The organism is Bradyrhizobium sp. MOS001, from assembly GCF_004634465.1.
In the GTDB taxonomy this organism is placed as follows: Bacteria; Pseudomonadota; Alphaproteobacteria; order Rhizobiales; family Xanthobacteraceae; genus Bradyrhizobium; species Bradyrhizobium barranii.
In genome coordinates this window covers 85,806-101,426 of record NZ_SPVJ01000007.1, presented here as the reverse complement: position 1 = coordinate 101,426, position 15,621 = coordinate 85,806, and the positions used below count along the sequence as shown (strand labels likewise).

General features: G+C 64.9%; 13 protein-coding genes. 8 read left to right on the top strand and 5 right to left on the bottom strand.

Annotation, left to right across the window (positions count from 1 at the left end; translation table 11 throughout):
• The first annotated feature begins 291 nt into the window (after positions 1-291).
• The 3 genes from CT676_RS13075 (at position 292) to CT676_RS13065 (ending at position 3,511) form a co-directional block, all read left to right on the top strand.
• Positions 292-1,182 carry an N-formylglutamate amidohydrolase gene (locus tag CT676_RS13075; RefSeq protein ID WP_014491809.1) on the top strand — a complete coding sequence of 297 codons (891 nt, stop codon included), beginning with the start codon at positions 292-294 and terminating at the stop codon, positions 1,180-1,182.
• Positions 1,183-1,729: 547 nt separating this feature from the next.
• Entirely contained in the window at positions 1,730-2,512 is a 783-nt protein-coding gene (gene hisN / locus CT676_RS13070; RefSeq protein ID WP_014491808.1) for a histidinol-phosphatase, read from the top strand.
• Between the two features lie 33 nt (positions 2,513-2,545).
• On the top strand, positions 2,546-3,511 hold the full coding sequence (locus tag CT676_RS13065) for a tripartite tricarboxylate transporter substrate binding protein (RefSeq protein ID WP_085398761.1): 966 nt from the start codon (positions 2,546-2,548) through the stop codon (positions 3,509-3,511).
• A 223-nt stretch (positions 3,512-3,734) separates the two neighbouring features.
• Here CT676_RS13065 and CT676_RS13060 read toward each other — a convergent pair whose 3' ends face one another.
• Positions 3,735-4,625, bottom strand: a complete 891-nt coding sequence (locus CT676_RS13060; RefSeq protein ID WP_135214795.1) for a LysR substrate-binding domain-containing protein — start codon at positions 4,623-4,625, stop codon at positions 3,735-3,737.
• Positions 4,626-4,717: 92 nt separating this feature from the next.
• Between CT676_RS13060 and CT676_RS13055 the strand changes: the two genes are divergently transcribed.
• Positions 4,718-5,470, top strand: a complete 753-nt coding sequence (locus tag CT676_RS13055) for a sulfite exporter TauE/SafE family protein (protein WP_085398759.1) — start codon at positions 4,718-4,720, stop codon at positions 5,468-5,470.
• Between the two features lie 3 nt (positions 5,471-5,473).
• Here CT676_RS13055 and CT676_RS13050 read toward each other — a convergent pair whose 3' ends face one another.
• Together CT676_RS13050 and CT676_RS13045 are read right to left on the bottom strand one after the other, a co-directional pair.
• Positions 5,474-5,884 (bottom strand): GFA family protein, encoded by a 411-nt coding sequence (locus tag CT676_RS13050; RefSeq protein WP_014491803.1) that lies wholly within the window; start codon positions 5,882-5,884, stop codon positions 5,474-5,476.
• Positions 5,885-5,950: 66 nt separating this feature from the next.
• Positions 5,951-6,583: a LysE family translocator gene (locus CT676_RS13045; RefSeq protein ID WP_071909427.1), complete on the bottom strand. Its 633-nt coding sequence runs from the start codon at positions 6,581-6,583 to the stop codon at positions 5,951-5,953.
• Positions 6,584-6,797: 214 nt separating this feature from the next.
• Here CT676_RS13045 and CT676_RS13040 point away from each other — a divergent pair, with 214 nt between their 5' ends.
• Together CT676_RS13040 and CT676_RS13035 are read left to right on the top strand one after the other, a co-directional pair.
• Positions 6,798-8,594: a tetratricopeptide repeat protein gene (locus CT676_RS13040; protein ID WP_135214794.1), complete on the top strand. Its 1,797-nt coding sequence runs from the start codon at positions 6,798-6,800 to the stop codon at positions 8,592-8,594.
• A gap of 191 nt (positions 8,595-8,785) precedes the next feature.
• Complete coding sequence (locus CT676_RS13035) at positions 8,786-11,596, top strand: di-heme-cytochrome C peroxidase (protein ID WP_085398758.1); 2,811 nt, start codon at positions 8,786-8,788, stop codon at positions 11,594-11,596.
• 145 nt (positions 11,597-11,741) lie between these two features.
• On the opposite strand, the gene CT676_RS13030 is transcribed toward CT676_RS13035, so the two are convergent.
• Positions 11,742-12,689: an alpha/beta hydrolase gene (locus CT676_RS13030; RefSeq protein ID WP_028148092.1), complete on the bottom strand. Its 948-nt coding sequence runs from the start codon at positions 12,687-12,689 to the stop codon at positions 11,742-11,744.
• 207 nt (positions 12,690-12,896) lie between these two features.
• Between CT676_RS13030 and CT676_RS13025 the strand changes: the two genes are divergently transcribed.
• Positions 12,897-13,358 carry an Hsp20 family protein gene (locus tag CT676_RS13025; RefSeq protein WP_063985698.1) on the top strand — a complete coding sequence of 154 codons (462 nt, stop codon included), beginning with the start codon at positions 12,897-12,899 and terminating at the stop codon, positions 13,356-13,358.
• A 154-nt stretch (positions 13,359-13,512) separates the two neighbouring features.
• Entirely contained in the window at positions 13,513-14,283 is a 771-nt protein-coding gene (locus tag CT676_RS13020; protein ID WP_085398757.1) for an alpha/beta hydrolase, read from the top strand.
• A 105-nt stretch (positions 14,284-14,388) separates the two neighbouring features.
• Here CT676_RS13020 and CT676_RS13015 read toward each other — a convergent pair whose 3' ends face one another.
• Entirely contained in the window at positions 14,389-15,159 is a 771-nt protein-coding gene (locus CT676_RS13015; RefSeq protein ID WP_085398756.1) for a hypothetical protein, read from the bottom strand.
• Between the last annotated feature and the right edge of the window lie 462 nt (positions 15,160-15,621).

The following is a 15,621-nucleotide window of genomic DNA, read 5'->3' as shown; positions in this document are numbered from 1 at the left end:
GTTACTAAGCCCGACAGAGGGTAAATTTGGGGTGAAAATCTTTACCCTGGGCTGGCTGCGCTGCCGGTCCCTTGTGAACCCGAATGCGGCACGAATCAATCGAGCCGCGCTGGCGCATCCCCGCTTCCCTGCCCACACGGTTAAGACATGTTCCAGCGCCGATCACATCTTTTCGCTTGGCAGAATGGTTGCGATTCCAGACAATGACGACACATAAGAGCCGCTCCACCGGCCGAATCAATTCGATCCGAGACCCGGATCCCGCGGCGCGAAGGGACGAAGCCTGAGAAGATGACCCGGTTTGACGGCGACGTGTCGCCCGCCTTCGAGATCGTGGAGCCCGCGCAATGGCGCGCGCCTGTCATCTTCAACTCGCCCCATTCCGGCTCGACCTATCCGGACGAATTCCTCAGCGCCTCCAGGATCGACCTGACGACGCTGCGGCGGTCCGAAGATTCCTTCATGGACGAGCTGATCGGCCATTTGAGCGAGCGCGGCTTTCCGACCGTGCGGGTCAACTTTCCCCGCTCCTATGTCGACGTCAATCGCGAGCCTTATGAGCTCGATCCCCGCATGTTCACCGGACGGCTGCCGAGCTTTGCCAATACCCGCTCGATGCGGGTCGCCGGCGGGTTAGGCACCATCCCGCGCGTGGTCGGCGACGGCCAGGAGATCTATCGCGAACGCATCCTGGTCGACGATGCGCTGGCGCGGATCGAGACGCTCTACAAGCCCTATCATCGCGCGCTGCGCCGGCTGATCAACAAGGTGCACCAGATGTTCGGCACCGTGGTGCTGGTCGACTGCCACTCGATGCCCTCGGTCGGCGTCAGCAGGGACGAGCCGCGGCGGCCCGACATCGTGATCGGCGACCGCTACGGCACGAGCTGCACGCCGCTGCTTCCGGACAGGGTCGAGGAGACCATGGGCGGGCTCGGCTATTCGATCGGCCGCAACAAGCCCTATGCCGGCGGATTCATTACCGAGCATTACGGCAACCCCGCGAGCGGGCTGCACGCGGTGCAGCTCGAGCTCAACCGCGCGATCTACATGGACGAGCGGCGGCGCGAGCGCAGTCCGCGCTTTGCGCAAGTGGCAAGCGACTTCGGCGTGCTCGCCGACGTGCTGGCGACGACGATCCCGTTCGGCGATCTCGGCCCGTTCCAGGCCGCGGCGGAATAATAGCGAGCCGTCGCCGCGCGATCGCGCCGCCGATCAAACATCAGATCAAGCTGCCAGCGTATCGTGCGCCGAATCTTCGCTTCGCGTTTTCGCGCGCTCGAAGTGAAGATCGAGGCTCAAAGAAAAAAGGGCCGCTTCTGATGAAGAAGCGGCCCAAGTCTAGGGAGGAAACGCCCAAGGAGGGCAGCGGTAACGCAGAGCGCTACCGCACCGCAACAATATGCGGCCGCGACGCACAAAGTGCAAGGGCTTTTGAGCCGTTTCCCATGCAATATGCACATGGCTCAATTGCTTATAGCGAAACCCAGATTCAGTTTCTTTGATAAGGAAATTCAATGGGTTGATAACCGTTTGCATACGAACAAGGCATACTCGGAACTAAGTTTTCAACTCTATGATCGATATTTGGCCAGCATATGACTGGGATGGGGCAGCCGGTTGCGGCATCCAAAATACCAGGGAGCAAACCAACTCAGCGCTGCACGCGAGAAGCGAATTGAGCTAGGCAGGAGCGAGCTTCACCCGACTTTCGTTTTGAGGATGCGCCGTGACGGTGATCGACTTCTCAGCCTTCATCGGACGGCTCGCCACCGCCTCCGGCGAAACCATCCTGCCGTTCTTCCGCACCTCGCTGTCGATCGACGACAAGAGCAAGACCAAGGATTTCGACCCCGTTACGGAGGCCGACCGCGCCGCGGAGGCGGTGATGCGCCGGCTGATCAAGGCGAGCTTCCCCCAGCACGGCATCGTCGGCGAGGAATTCGGCAACGAGCGCGAGGACGCCGATTATGTCTGGGTGCTCGACCCCATCGACGGCACGAAATCCTTCATCGGCGGCTTTCCGATCTGGGGCACGCTGATCGCGCTGCTGCACAAGGGCGCGCCGGTGTACGGCATGATGCACCAGCCCTTCATCGGCGAGCGCTTCTCCGGCGACAACGGCTCGGCCACCTATAAAGGCCCGTCCGGCGAGCGCCGGCTCCAGGTCCGTCGCTGCGCCTCGCTGTCGGAAGCAACGAGCTACACCACCAGCCCGCTGCTGATGAACGAACGCGACCGCGCCATCTTCAGCCGCATCGAACAGGGCGCGCGGCTGTCGCGCTATGGCGGCGACTGCTACTCCTATTGCATGCTGGCGGCCGGTCACGTCGATCTCGTGGTCGAGACCGAGCTGAAGCCTTACGACATCGCCGCCCTGATCCCGATCGTGACCGGCGCCGGCGGCGTCGTCACCACCTGGGAAGGCAAGCCGGCCCAGGGCGGCGGCCGCATCATCGCGGCCGGCGATGCAAGAGTTCACGAAGAAGCACTGAAACTGCTCAACGGATAAGCGCCCCAAGGAGCGTGCATGAAAAGAGCCTGCATGAACAACTGGCCTAAGCTCCTCCTTGCATTCCTGCTCCTGTTTCCCGCCCTCGCCTCCGCGCAGAATTTCCCCGCAAAACCGATCAAGCTGATCGTGCCGTTCCCGGCCGGCGGGCCCAACGACATCATTGCCCGCGTGATCGGCCAGCGCATGTCGGAGCTGTCAGGGCAGCCGGTGCTGATCGACAACCGCGGCGGCCAGGGCGGCGTGCTCGGCACCGACGCGGTCTCCAAGGCCGCGCCCGACGGCTACACCATCGCCATCTCCTCAGCCGGCGCGCTCGCGATCAGCCCGAGCATGGAGCGGGTCGCCTACGACACCGCGAGCGACCTCACGCCGGTGACGCTGGTTGCGACCGTGCCGGAAATGCTGGTGGTTGCCACCAACGTGCCCGCAAAGGACATCGGCGAGCTGATCGCGCTCGCCAAGGCGCAGCCCGGAAAGCTCAATTTCGCCTCCTCCGGCCCCGGCAGCCTGCCGCACCTCGCCGGCGAATTGTTCAAGCTGACGGCCAAGATCGACATCGTCCACGTGCCCTATCGTGGCGCTGCTCCCGCGGTGAACGATCTCCTGGGCCAGCAGGTGCAGATGACCTTCCTGGATCTTCCGGTGCTGCTGCCGCAGGTCAAGGCGGGCGCGTTGAAGCCGATCGCGGTCGGCTCGGCCGAGCGCTCCGCGACCGCGCCCGACGTGCCGACCACCGCGGAAGCGGGCTTTGCCGATCTTCGTATCGAGAACTGGTACGGCATGGTGGCGCCGAAGGGCACGCCGAAGGAGATCGTCACCGCGCTGCATGGCCTGGCGACGAAGGCCATGGCGGATCCGGCCGTAAAGGAAAAGCTCGCCGCCCAAGGCGCGACCCTGATTGGCGACGAGCCGGAGCATTTTCGCAGCTTCATCGCGGACGAGACCGCGAAGTGGGCGAAGGTGATCAAGGATGCCGGAGTCGAGACGGCGAAGTAGCGCGCGGTAGGCGAACGGCCTCACAACGCGACAGGTGCGTTCCCTCCCCCCTTGCGGGGGAGGGCCAGGGAGAGGGGTCCACACGGGGACTCCATCGATCTCTCTTCTTCGCGACAGAGACACCTTTTTCTGGGTACCCCTCTCCCCCTCCCTCCCCCGCAAGGGGGGAGGGAGCGCAGTTGTGCGCACCGCCGCAACGTAGGCTCACATCAAAAAGCCGCCCTCACGCCGCCTCTGCCCTTAAATGCTCCACCAGCATCTTGGCCGGCCTTGGCAGCGCCTTGAAGCTGCGGGCGCAGATCACGAGCTTGCGGTTGGCGAAGGCATCACGCAGGCGGACCATGGCCAGCGGCATCAGCTTGGCGCAGCGGCGGGCGGCGGATATCGGCACCAGGGCGATGCCGACGTCAGCGGCGACCATCTGACAGATCGCGTCGAAATCGCGCAGACGCGCACGGTAATGCGGACGCATGCCGAGCCGGGCGGCGTGCTTCGAAATGTGCATCTGGAGTGCAGTGGCGCTGGTGAGCCCGACGAATTCGCAATCCCGCGTCTCCTGAAAATCGATCTGGCGACGGCCCGCGAACGGGCCGCGCCGCGACGTCACCAATGTCAGGTGGTCCTCGCTGAAGACGAAACGCTCGATATGATCAGGCAGCGCGTGCTCGGCGGCAAAGCCGAGATCGGCGGCACCGGCGGTGATTGCTGCCGCGATATCGGTGCTCTCGCGCTCCTCGATGTCGATGGCGACGTCGCGATGCTCGCGCAGGAAACCCGCCAGCGCCTTCGGCAGATGCTCCGACAGCCCCGAGGTGTTGACGAGAAAATGCACACTCGCGCGCACGCCGCTGGCAAAGCCGGCGAGATCGCCGCGCAGGGCGTCGACCTGGTGCATCACGACCCGTGCATGATCGAGCAGGCTCTCGCCCGCCGCAGTCAGCTCGACACCGCGCCGCCCACGCTTGAGCAGCGCGACGCCGAGCGCGTCCTCGAGCCCTTTGATGCGCGCGCTGGCAGAGGCCAAGGCGAGATTCGATCGCTCGGCGCCGCGCGTGATGCTGCGCTGGTCGGCAACCGCGATGAAGAGCTGGAGGTCGACGAGGTCGAAGCGCATGGTCGGATTCTCCTCAGCCTCCGCCAGGAACGAAGGCTGTCTCCGTAACCTTCAGATTGTGCCCGCGCGCGGCTTCGGTCAATGTGCAAGATATGATTGACCCGCTCCTCATCCTCATCGCCGCCGTCTTCCTGATCGCCGGATTCGTCAAGGGCGTGGTCGGGCTCGGCCTGCCGACCGTGTCCATGGGCCTGCTCGCGGTGAACATGGCGCCGAGCCGCGCGATCGCCATCGTGATCGTGCCCGCCATCGTCACCAATATCTGGCAGACCTTCGCCGGCCCCTATCTGCGCGACATCCTGAGGCGGCTGTGGCCGCTGATGATCGGCACCGTGATCGGATGCTGGCTCAATGCCGGCGCGCTGACCGGCCCGCATGCCCGTTACGGCACGATCGTGCTCGGAATCCTGCTCGTGATCTACGCGATCATCGGGCTCAGCAAATTCAAGTTCCACGTCGCGCCGCAGAACGAGAAATGGGTCGGCGGCGTGGTCGGCGTGATCACCGGCGTGATCTCGGCCTCGACAGGCGTGCAGGTGATCCCCTCGATGCCGTTCATGCAGGCGATCGGCATGGAGAAGGACGAACTGGTGCAGGCGCTCGGCGTGTTCTTCACGACCGCGACGCTGGCGCTCGCCTTCAATCTCACCGCCGGCGGCTTGCTGACGCCGGCGAACGCCGTGCCGGGCGCCGTGGGCATGGCCATGGCCTTTGCCGGCATGTTCGTCGGCCAGTCGGTGCGGGCGCGGATGCCGGCGGAAGCGTTTCGCCGCTGGTTCCTGATCGCGATGATCCTGCTCGGCATTTATCTCGCCGGCAGCGCGCTGCTGAAGGAGTTCGCCTGAGGCCTACGATTTGGGCTCGTAGCCCGGCACCCATTTTTCGTGCTGGGGCAGATCGTCCTGGATCGTCCACCACGGTGCGCGCGACGAGGTGAAGACGTGGAGGCGGGGCCTGACATCGGGATCGTCATCGAGCAGGCCGGCGGGAATGCTGACGGTCGGCAGATAACTCGCCTTGCCCGGCGTCAGGCAGCCGCAGGTCTTGCAGCGATGGCGGAAGCTCCCCGGCGCGGATTCGTAAGCCACCGTCATGTCCTCGCCGGCAACAAAGCGAAACTTGTCGGCATCGACATGGGCGTAGGTGGCGAAGGCGGCACCGGTCAGCTTGCGGCAATTGGCGCAATGACAATGCGTGAGCGCACGCACCTGATCGATCTCGAAACGCACGGCGCCGCATAGGCAGCTTCCACGAACCATCGAAACCTCCCCGCGCGGCCTCTATCGGGCCGACTGCATGCCGGACCAGTCATCCGTTCGAATGAGTTATCGCGTCTCCAGCATGGCGACGCGGATGCCGAGATAGATGAAGAGGCCGCCGAGCGCGCGGTTCACCCAGGCGATCGCGCCCTCAGACTTGCGCAGCCGGTGGGCCGCCCTTGCCGCGAACGCCGCCAGCACCAGGCACCACAACGTTCCCGTAAAGATGAAGATCAGGCCGAGCGTCAGGAAGGCGAGCGGCTTGTGCGGGGAATCGGCTGCGACGAATTGCGGCAGGAAGGCCAGGAAGAACAGCGCGACCTTGGGATTGAGCGCGTTGGTGAAGACGCCCTGGAGGAAGACCCGCCGCAGCGGGCTCCGCTCCGGCTCGTCGATGGCTGCGGCCAGCGCCGGGCGCGACCACAGCATCTGAAGTCCCGTCACGACGAGATAGGCCGCACCGACCAGCTTCAGGATCGAGAAGGCGGTCGATGAGGCCATCAGCAGCGCCGAAAGGCCGATTGCCGCGCCCGCGACGTGGAAAAAGCAGCCAAAACTGATGCCGAGCGCGGCCGCGGCGCCGCCCCGCCAGCCCATCTGCATGCTGCGGCCGATCACGTAGACCGAGTCCGGGCCAGGCGTGATGTTGAGCAATATGCCCGACAGGATGAAGAGCCAGATCTCGTGAATGCCCAGCATGTGAGGTGCCCCCGTCAGCCTTGAAAGGCGGGCTTATTCGGTTCGGCCGCCGCCGTCCACCGCCAGGATTGCGGAGAATTTACCTCAAATTTGCAATGCGGATCATGCTTTCGCCCGGCCTTATCTGCTCTATAAAGGCAGGGTTCTTGGAAATGCGGGATTCGAGGCGACTGCCACGCGGGGGCCGGTCATCGATCCCTTGGAGCTCCGGATTATGGAAAGACGTCTGGCCGCCATCGTCTGCGCCGATGTCGCCGGCTATTCGCGCATGATGGGCAGAGACGAGGCCGGCACCCATGCCGCCTTCAAGGCCCATCGCAGCGCGATCCATCCCATCATCCTCAACCATGGCGGCCGCGTCGTCAAAAACACCGGCGACGGCTTCCTGTTGGAGTTCCCGAGCATCGTCGGCGCTGTCGAGGCCGCGATCGCGATGCAGACGCTGATGGCGGAGCGCAACCATCACCTGCCGGCCGAGCGCGCCATGCAGTTTCGCCTCGGCATCCACATGGGCGACGTCATCGCCGACGAGGACGAGGTATTCGGTGACGACGTCAACATTGCCGTCCGCCTCGAAGCGGTGGCGAGCCCCGGCGGCTTCGCCATCTCGGCCAAGGCCTACCGGGAGGCGAGCAAGCACCTGACCGCGCTGCTGGTCGATGCCGGCAACCATCGCTTCAAGAACATCAAGGACCCGATCGGGGTCTGGACCTGGATGCCCGAGGGTGCGCCGGCGCTCGCGCCCGAGCTCCGGGAGGCGTCGGTGCTGTCGCAGCAGTACCGCACAGCGATCGTCGGCGTGCTGCCCTTCGCCAATCTCAGCGACGCCCAGGACGAATATTTCTCCGACGGCCTCACCGAGGATCTGATCCACGCGCTGTCGCTGCAATCCTTCTATCGCGTGCTGAGCCGCAACTCGACCTTCGCGTTCAAGGGCAAGAACACCAGCACCCGCCTGATCGCGCGCGAGATCGATGCCACCTATCTGATCCAGGGCTCGGTGCGGCGCGCCGGAGCCAAGATCCGCGTCACCGCCGAGCTGGTCGCGCCGGAGACCGGCGAGCAGCTCTGGACCGGCCGCTACGACCGCGACATCGGCGAACTGTTCGCGATGCAGGACGAGATCACCACCAATCTGTCCGCCGCCATCGCCACCGAGATCGTCCGTGCCGAGGCCTCGGCGCCGGCGCGGCTCTCCACCGACGTGACCGCCTGGGACCGCTTCCTCAAGGGGCTGTCGCACTACTACCGGCAGACCAAGGAGGACCTGGCCACCGCCGTCGACCTGTTCCGCGAAGCCATCAGCCTCGACCCCAAACTGTCGATCGCGCACGCCTATCTCGCCACGATCCAGATCCAGAGCATCCAGTTCGGGTGGGTCAAGGGCACGCGCGAGATGTGGGCCGAGGCGATGGCCCTCGCCGAGACCAGCGTCCGGCTCGACCCGCGCTCCTCCTTCGCCTTCTCGATCCTGTCCTGGGCGCATGCCATGGAGGCGCATTACGAGGCCGCGATGGACGCCGCCAAGCGCGCGGTCGCGCTCAACCCCTACGACAACGGCGCACGCGGCGTGCTCGGCATCTGCCATTTCGTCATCGGCGAGCACCGCGAGGCGATCGAGCTGTTTTCGATGGCCGCGCAGCGCGACAACAGCGACCCGCGCTACCAATGGGCCGCGCTGAACGCCTTCAGCCATTATCTGCTGGGGCAATACGACGCGACCCTGTCCTGGGCGCGCGAGCAGCTCTACATCAACCCGAACCACATGCAGGCGCTGGCGATCCGTGCCGCGGCGCTGGCACAGTTGGGTCGGGACGATGAGGCTGGCGAGGCCGTCGGCGTGCTGATGCGCAACTACCCGACGCTGAATGTCGATCGTCACTTGCGCAATTTCCACTGGAAGCGGCCCGAGGACCTTGCCCATTACCGCGAGGGGCTTCTGAACGCGGGCGTGCCGCTCAGCAAGCTGACCCTGGTGCAAAGCGACGTCAAACGCGCGGCCGAGTCCTGACAGGCGGGCCTTCTCGGTCTCGACCCAGCCCCTTCGCAAAACGCGGGCCGGCTTTTATTGACAGGACCGTGAATTCAGCCACACTTCTTTACACGCTGAAGTAGTATAAGCTGCTGTCGGTTTGTTAGGACTTTCCGCGCTCTATCGGCGCGTCTTCATTTCACGATTCGCTGTTTTCAGGATTTTGGGCCATGAACGACCCCGCCTCGAAGCCTCCCTTCGATCCCTCGATCCAGGTCTCGCCAGACAATCCCTGCCCCTTCCTGCGCGGCCTGGTCGGCGAAGGCTTCGTCGAAGGCGGGACCGTCCCGATCGGCAAGCTATCGCAGACGATCGCGAATGCGAGCGGCGACAAGGGGCTGATGAAGACGGTGGCCCGCGTCGAGACCCGCGGCATCGCGCTGATCGCCAACGGCTTCGGTCACATCCTGAAGAGCATCTTTTCGGGCGCACAGCTCGATGCCCTGCGCGGCGGCCCCCTGGACAAGCGCGGCGCCGGTTCGCGCATCCTCGGCGTCGACGGCAAGGTCAATGAGGATCAGATCGCCCGCCTGGCCAGCTTCGGCAGGGACTATACCGATCCGAACGGCGGCGGCACCGAGCCCGGCATCAACGCGTCGGAAATACAAACTTACATGCGCGACAACCTCAAGCGCGCCGGGAGCACTGCGCGCTGGTACTATCGGATCTTGATGCAGTTCGAATGGCCCATCCTGCTGAAGATCATGGGCAAGGGCGAAGGCGAGAACCGCTATCTCGCCATCGCCGACGTGCGTACGCTGTTCAACGAGCGCAAATTCCCTGACAGGATCACGCAGCGAGTCGTCAGCCAGCCGGTCACCCCGCCCTCGCTCATATGGCGCGTTGCCGGCGGGTTAGTCGCCGCGCTGCTCGTCTTTGGCGTCGTGGCGCTGCGCTTTCCCGATCAATTCCAGCCGATGCTGCCCGGCATCCTCGGTGACCTCGTGGCGCCGCCATTGCCGAAGCTTGTCGAACCGCGGGCCGCGTACTGGCTCGAGCAAAACTGGGCGCTGGAGGACCGGCACTGGTTTCATCACGCCAGCCAGGGCACCGCGACCTTCCCGGTGCCCTACAGCTGGTTCATGGCGCTCGAGCAGCCGCGGCTTCATTTCTTCGCAAAGCCCGGGATGCTGCATGACAGCGACCATCTGCAGCGCTTCGGCTTCATCCCGAGCCCGCAGACGATCAACACCGACGACGCCACGCTGCGCCGGTTCGGCTACGCCAATGTCTACGACAAGACCAAGCCGGTGCCGGCGCGGCTTTGGGATCCGCCGGTTAACTGGGGCGCCCAGGCTGAAAACGTCGACGGCCTGCCCGTCGGCTTTGCTCGCATGACCGGCGTACCCGATCCTGCGACCGGCCAGGTCGGCGACGACCGGATCGGCCTGACCTGCGCCGCCTGCCACACCGGCCAGATTCACTACAAAGGCATCGACATCCGTTTCGACGGCGGCCCGGCGATGACCGACCTGAGGAAGCTCGAGGTCACGACGGGTCTGTCGATCGCCTACACGCTCCTCGTGCCGGGTCGCTTTACGCGCTTCGCCGACCGTGTGCTCGGCCCCTCCGCCAGCGATGCGGATCGCGACGCGCTGAAGCAGAAGCTGCGCACGATCAGCACGTTCCTGATCGACTGGGAGAAGACCTACGCGAAAACCATCGACGGCAAGACGAGGTTCAACGAGAAGACGAAGCGGGAAGAGAAGCAGCAGGACACCGAGGAAGGATACGGCCGTCTCGACGCGCTCAACCGCATCGGCAATCAGGTCTTCGCCCAGGACATGACGCTCAGCGGCCTCAGCGGCTTCGAAAAGAATCTGCATGCCAAGGACGCGCCGGTCAGCTTCCCGCCGATCTGGACCGTGCCCTGGCTCAAATTCGCGCAATATGACGCGTCCATCGAACAACCGCTGATCCGCAACGCCGGCGAAGCGCTGGGCGTGACGGCGCTGCTCAATCTGTCCGACAATACCCCCAAGGACACGCTGTTCCGCTCGTCGATGGATATCAAGAACCTGAACTGGATCGAGGATCTGCTGAAGGGGTCGGCGCCCTATCCGAAAAAGCAGCTCTCCGGACTGACATCACCGAAATGGCCGTCCGACATCTTCGGCGACAATGCCTGGAAGATCGATGGCGAGCGCGTCAAGAACGGCCGCAAGCTCTACGCGCAGATCTGCGTCGAATGCCATCTCGGGCCGGTCAACGATCCCGTGTTCGACACCGAGTTTCCGGACCAGAGCATCTGGTCCTCGTCGCGCTGGGAGACCATCGGCAAAGACAAATTCCTGAACGAGGTCCAGAAAAGCGTCAAAGGCATGGGCACCGATCCCGCTCAGGCCAGTGTGCTGGCGACGCGGACGGTTCAGGTCCCGGGCTTTCTCGAGCTCGATCCCACGCAGAAGCTCAATGCCTGGTGGAGCTGCAATCTGCCGGCTATCTCCTCGACCGACATGCCGTACTCGGTCGGGCTGATGGTGCTCGTCGACATCGTCAGCCGCAAAGCGATGGACGATGCGAAGATCGACCCGAAGGTTCAGCAGGCCTGGTGGGGCGAGCGCAAAAACTGCCCGAATCCCGGTCCGCAGCCGGCCGAGGCGAAGGAGCCGCCGCCCTGGTATCGCGCGCGCCCGCTCAACGGCGTCTGGGCCACCGCGCCTTACCTGCACAACGGATCGGTGCCCTCGCTCTACTGGATGCTGAGCCCCGCGGCCGAGCGCCCCAAATCGTTCTGCATGGGTGGTGGTCGCGACTACGATCCGAAGCAGGTCGGCTTCGCGGTCGTCGACGGCGAGAGCTGCAAGACCGGGCAGTCGCGCTTCTCGACGCGAGCGTCTGATGGCACCGAGACCTTCGGCAACAGCAATGCCGGCCACTCGTTCGATGGCACGCCGGGCCCCGGCAAGGACGGCACCATCGGCCGCGTGCTCAAGGAGCAAGAGCGCTACGATCTGATCGAATATCTGAAGACGCTGTGAGGCAGAGAAGGTTCATCGTCATGGCCGGGCTTGTCCCGGCCATCCACGTTCTTTGATCGCGCAACAAGGCGTGGATGCCCGGGACAGGCCCGGGCATGACGGAGATTGTGGAACGATCAGCCGTCCTCAGGAAGCTTCCACCCCGTCACTTGAACAGCGGCGTGCCCGGCACGAAGGCGTCGAAGGCGGCCCAGAACTGGGAGCGGTAGCGGTCCTGCTCCTGGAGGATCTCGTGCTTGGCGCCGGCGATCACGAGATGGGAGCCGGCGCGCAAATGATAGGCGAACTCCTCGATCGCCGCGGTCGAGACCACGGTGTCGCTGGAGGCCGCCAGCATCAGGATCGGCTGGCGGATCTGGGAAGGGTAGTTCTTGCCCTTGAAGGTGTTCATGGCGTGGAAGGCGGTATCGGCCCAGGCGACCGTCGGTGACGCGAGCCCGAGCGTCGGATCCTCCTCCAGGATCGCGGCATTACGCGCATAGCGCACGGGATCGCTGGTCAGCGGATTGTTGATGAAGGGATTGAGCCCGGTGATGTGGTCGCTGCCGCCGGGGACATAGCGACCGCCCATCCCCATCAGGCGCATCGTCTTCAGCAGCGCCCGCGCCGGAAACGAGGTGGCGCGGCCGGGCAGGTCGATCATCGGCGCCGACAGCACCATGCGGTCGAACCAGCGCTTGCCGGCATGCGCCACCCGCAGCATCACGGTGCCGCCCATGGAATGGGCGAGCGCGAAGAAGGGCGGCGGGCAATCCGGCAGCACCACCTGCTGCACGAAGGTCTCGACGTCGATCTCGAAATCGGAGAAGTCGCGCACATAGCCCTTGCGCGGATCGCGCAGGCGGCGCGAGGAGTGGCCCTGCCCGCGCCAGTCGATCATCGCCACCGCAAAGCCGCGGTCGCGCAGGTCGCGCACGGTCTCGAAATATTTCTCGATCTGCTCGCTGCGTCCGGTGAAGACGCAGACCGTGCCCTTGCGGTTCGCCGGCGGCGCCCAGCGCGCAAAGCGCAGCTCGGCGCCATCGGGCGTCTTGATGGTGCCGCTGACGACGTCTTCGGGAACGGGATTGGACGGAATCGAGATCAGCGTCATTGGGCGAGAAATGCTGCAAATCAAGGGGCTGGAGCGCCGAAAAGGCGCAACTTGCCGCCCTCTTGAACGCCGTTCCCCTGAACCCATATCACCATGGTGCAGGCCGCTACCAGTGTTTCGGAACCGGAACATTAGGCTGCACACAGACTAAAGCCCGGCCCGATTGGCGGGCGGGTTACCAACAGTCGCTCAATGGAGGACTAGACCATGCGTACCTACGACCTGACTCCGTTTTACCGTTCCACTGTCGGCTTCGACCGCCTCTTCAGCCTACTCGACCAGGCCGGTTCGGACGGCAGCCCCGGTTATCCCCCCTACAACATCGAGCGTACCGGCGAGAACACCTACCGCATCACGGTTGCGGTGTCCGGCTTCGCCAAGGACGAGCTCTCCCTCGTCGCGAAGGAAAACACGCTGACGATCAAGGGCGAGAAAGTCGCCAACGAGAACTCGAAGTCCGAAGTGCTCTACCGCGGCATCGCCGCGCGTGCCTTCGAGCGCGCCTTCCAGCTTGCCGACTTCGTGCAGGTGAAGGACGCCTCGCTCGAGAACGGGCTGCTTCACGTCGACCTTGTGCGCGAGATTCCCGAAGCCAAGAAGCCGCGCCAGATCGCCATCAACGCGGGCGCGCCGAAGGCGCAGGTGATCGAGAGTTCGGTCGCCGCCTAAGCACGTCGACAGCCACCAAGTTGCGAAAACGCCCCGGTGCCCCGGGGCGTTTTTTTCGTTTTGCATCGCATCACAGAACGGTGAGGACATGTAACGCCGCGACCACGCGCTCCGTCCTTTGGGCATCGCAGCAAAAACAATACGGAGCACGATCATGTCACTTTGGCGCAGCCTTCTCATCGCCGCGAGCCTGCTGGCGGCCCCCATCAGCCTGGCTCACGCGCAGACGCCGCAGACGGTGAAAGCCAAGAACGTCGTGCTGGTGCACGGCGCCTGGGCCGACGGATCGAGCTGGTCGGAGGTGATCCCGATCCTCCAGGCCGCGGGCCTGCACGTCACCGCCGTGCAAAATCCGCTGTCGTCGCTTGCGGACTCCGTCGAGGCGACCAAGCGCGCGCTGGCCGAACAGGACGGCCCGACGGTGCTGGTCGCGCATTCCTGGGGCGGCACCGTGATCAGCCAGGTCGGTAACGACCCGAAGGTCACCGGCCTCGTCTACGTCGCCGCACGCGCGCCCGATGCGAACGAAGACTTCGTCGCGCTGTCGAAGCAGTTTCCGGCAGGCCCGGCCCGCGCCGGCATCGTCGAGCGCGACGGCTACACAAAGCTCTCTGAAGACGCCTTCCTGAAGTATTTTGCCAATGGCGTGAAGCCGGAGCAGGCCAGGGAGCTCTACGCCGTGCAATGGCCGACCGCCGCCTCGATCTTCGCCGGCCGCACCACGGAAGCTGCATGGCACACGAAGCCGAGCTGGTACGCGGTATCGAAGAACGACGGCACCATCAATCCCGATTTCGAACGCTTCCTCGCCAAGCGCATGAACGCAACCACGATCGAGCTCGATGCCGGCCACCTCTCGCTGGTGTCGCATCCGAAGGACGTGGCGAATCTGATCCTGGAAGCCGCGGGGTATCCGCGCAGCTGAGCGCGCGATTGCCGCAATGAAAAAGCGCCCGCGATTTTCGGGCGCTTTTTTTTGCTCAGGTCTCCGTCCGGAGCGTGGCGCGCAGTCGCGTCAAGCGAGCGCGCGCTAGTCCAGCCCCTGCGCCGCCGGCATCTCCTGCGTCGGCATGATAGTCGGAGCCGGCTTGGCCTGACCGACGGTTGGCGCGGCGGTTTGCGGTGGTGCGGCTTCGGCGGGCTTTGCCTGCACGGCAGCGGTCTGTTGGGCGGGCTGCGCCTGCGGCGCTTGTACCTGCTGCGGAGCTGGCGCGGCCGGCTTGGTGGCGGCGACAGGCGCCTCGCCGCGGCGCGGGGCGGCCTTCGGCAGCGGCACGGTGCGGCTGGCGACATGCGGGATCGAGGCCGGCGGACGCGGCGGGCCGCTGCGGACCATGGTCGGCGGCGGCAGCGCGCTTTGCGGACGGTAAGGTGCAACCGTCGGCACCTCATCACTGGGGGCCATGCCGAAGGCGTCAGCGGCCGGCATGAAGCGCAAAATTCGCCCGTCGCGGGCATCGATCACCAGCCGGCCGTCGTCGCCGCGGCGGTCGATCACCGCGATGGTGTAGACGCCGCCGCGCAGGCGCGGGATGCCAAGCGGAGAGAAGCCGTTGTCGCGCAGCACGGCGTAGACCTCGGTCGGCGGCAGCAGCGCCGGTGCCGGACCGCGCTCCTCGTAGCCAAAGCCGTAACCGTAGCGCGGCGGCGGCGCGGCTTCCGGCGGCCCATAGGGTCCGTCGAAATCCGAGACCGCGATATAGGCGCCCCGCGCAGCGCCGTTGGCCGGAACTTGTGCCTCGACGGCCGTTGCCACCAGCGCCAGCGTGGCAGCGGCCACACATCCTGTGAAAAACTTCATGGTCGACACGCTCCTGTCAGGCCCCCGAATGCCTCGCGCTCTTTCGCTTCTTGCGGCGTGGCGCGCCTTTCGAAGGGCTGATCCGAAGCTTCATTCGGGATTTCGGCGTCGGCAGGGCCGGATCAGGGCGCGTTTGCTTCAAAACCGGGGCCGCGTGCCATGCGGAAAGCGCTGATTGACACTCTGGGAATCGGGACTTCCGCGCGCTTGTGTGATAGACAAAAATTTGGCAAGGTGATGGTTAGGACAGGAAGACTGTCTCAATTTTGCTTGCAGTTCCGGCATACGGATTGCAACGAAAGTCGGTGCTTTCGAGCGCCAGGAAGGCAACAGGCAAAGCCGTTCTCGGGGACGAAGAACGCCTTGGCCTGAATTTAAGAAAATGCGGCTCGCAGCGGACGAGCGGTGACCCAGAGGCGGGTGCCGCGGAACGCCCAAGGTGCGCCGAAGATAGCGGTGAGG

What these genes read in the sequence shown, in the direction of transcription:
- CT676_RS13075 (WP_014491809.1), top strand. Translation starts at nt 292, where the DNA reads ATGACCCGGTTTGACGGCGACGTGTCGCCCGCCTTCGAGATCGTGGAG.
- CT676_RS13065 (WP_085398761.1), top strand. Translation starts at nt 2,546, where the DNA reads ATGAACAACTGGCCTAAGCTCCTCCTTGCATTCCTGCTCCTGTTTCCC.
- CT676_RS13060 (WP_135214795.1), bottom strand. Translation starts at nt 4,625, where the DNA reads ATGCGCTTCGACCTCGTCGACCTCCAGCTCTTCATCGCGGTTGCCGAC.
- CT676_RS13055 (WP_085398759.1), top strand. Translation starts at nt 4,718, where the DNA reads ATGATTGACCCGCTCCTCATCCTCATCGCCGCCGTCTTCCTGATCGCC.
- CT676_RS13050 (WP_014491803.1), bottom strand. Translation starts at nt 5,884, where the DNA reads ATGGTTCGTGGAAGCTGCCTATGCGGCGCCGTGCGTTTCGAGATCGAT.
- CT676_RS13045 (WP_071909427.1), bottom strand. Translation starts at nt 6,583, where the DNA reads ATGCTGGGCATTCACGAGATCTGGCTCTTCATCCTGTCGGGCATATTG.
- CT676_RS13040 (WP_135214794.1), top strand. Translation starts at nt 6,798, where the DNA reads ATGGAAAGACGTCTGGCCGCCATCGTCTGCGCCGATGTCGCCGGCTAT.
- CT676_RS13035 (WP_085398758.1), top strand. Translation starts at nt 8,786, where the DNA reads ATGAACGACCCCGCCTCGAAGCCTCCCTTCGATCCCTCGATCCAGGTC.
- CT676_RS13030 (WP_028148092.1), bottom strand. Translation starts at nt 12,689, where the DNA reads ATGACGCTGATCTCGATTCCGTCCAATCCCGTTCCCGAAGACGTCGTC.
- CT676_RS13025 (WP_063985698.1), top strand. Translation starts at nt 12,897, where the DNA reads ATGCGTACCTACGACCTGACTCCGTTTTACCGTTCCACTGTCGGCTTC.
- CT676_RS13020 (WP_085398757.1), top strand. Translation starts at nt 13,513, where the DNA reads ATGTCACTTTGGCGCAGCCTTCTCATCGCCGCGAGCCTGCTGGCGGCC.
- CT676_RS13015 (WP_085398756.1), bottom strand. Translation starts at nt 15,159, where the DNA reads ATGAAGTTTTTCACAGGATGTGTGGCCGCTGCCACGCTGGCGCTGGTG.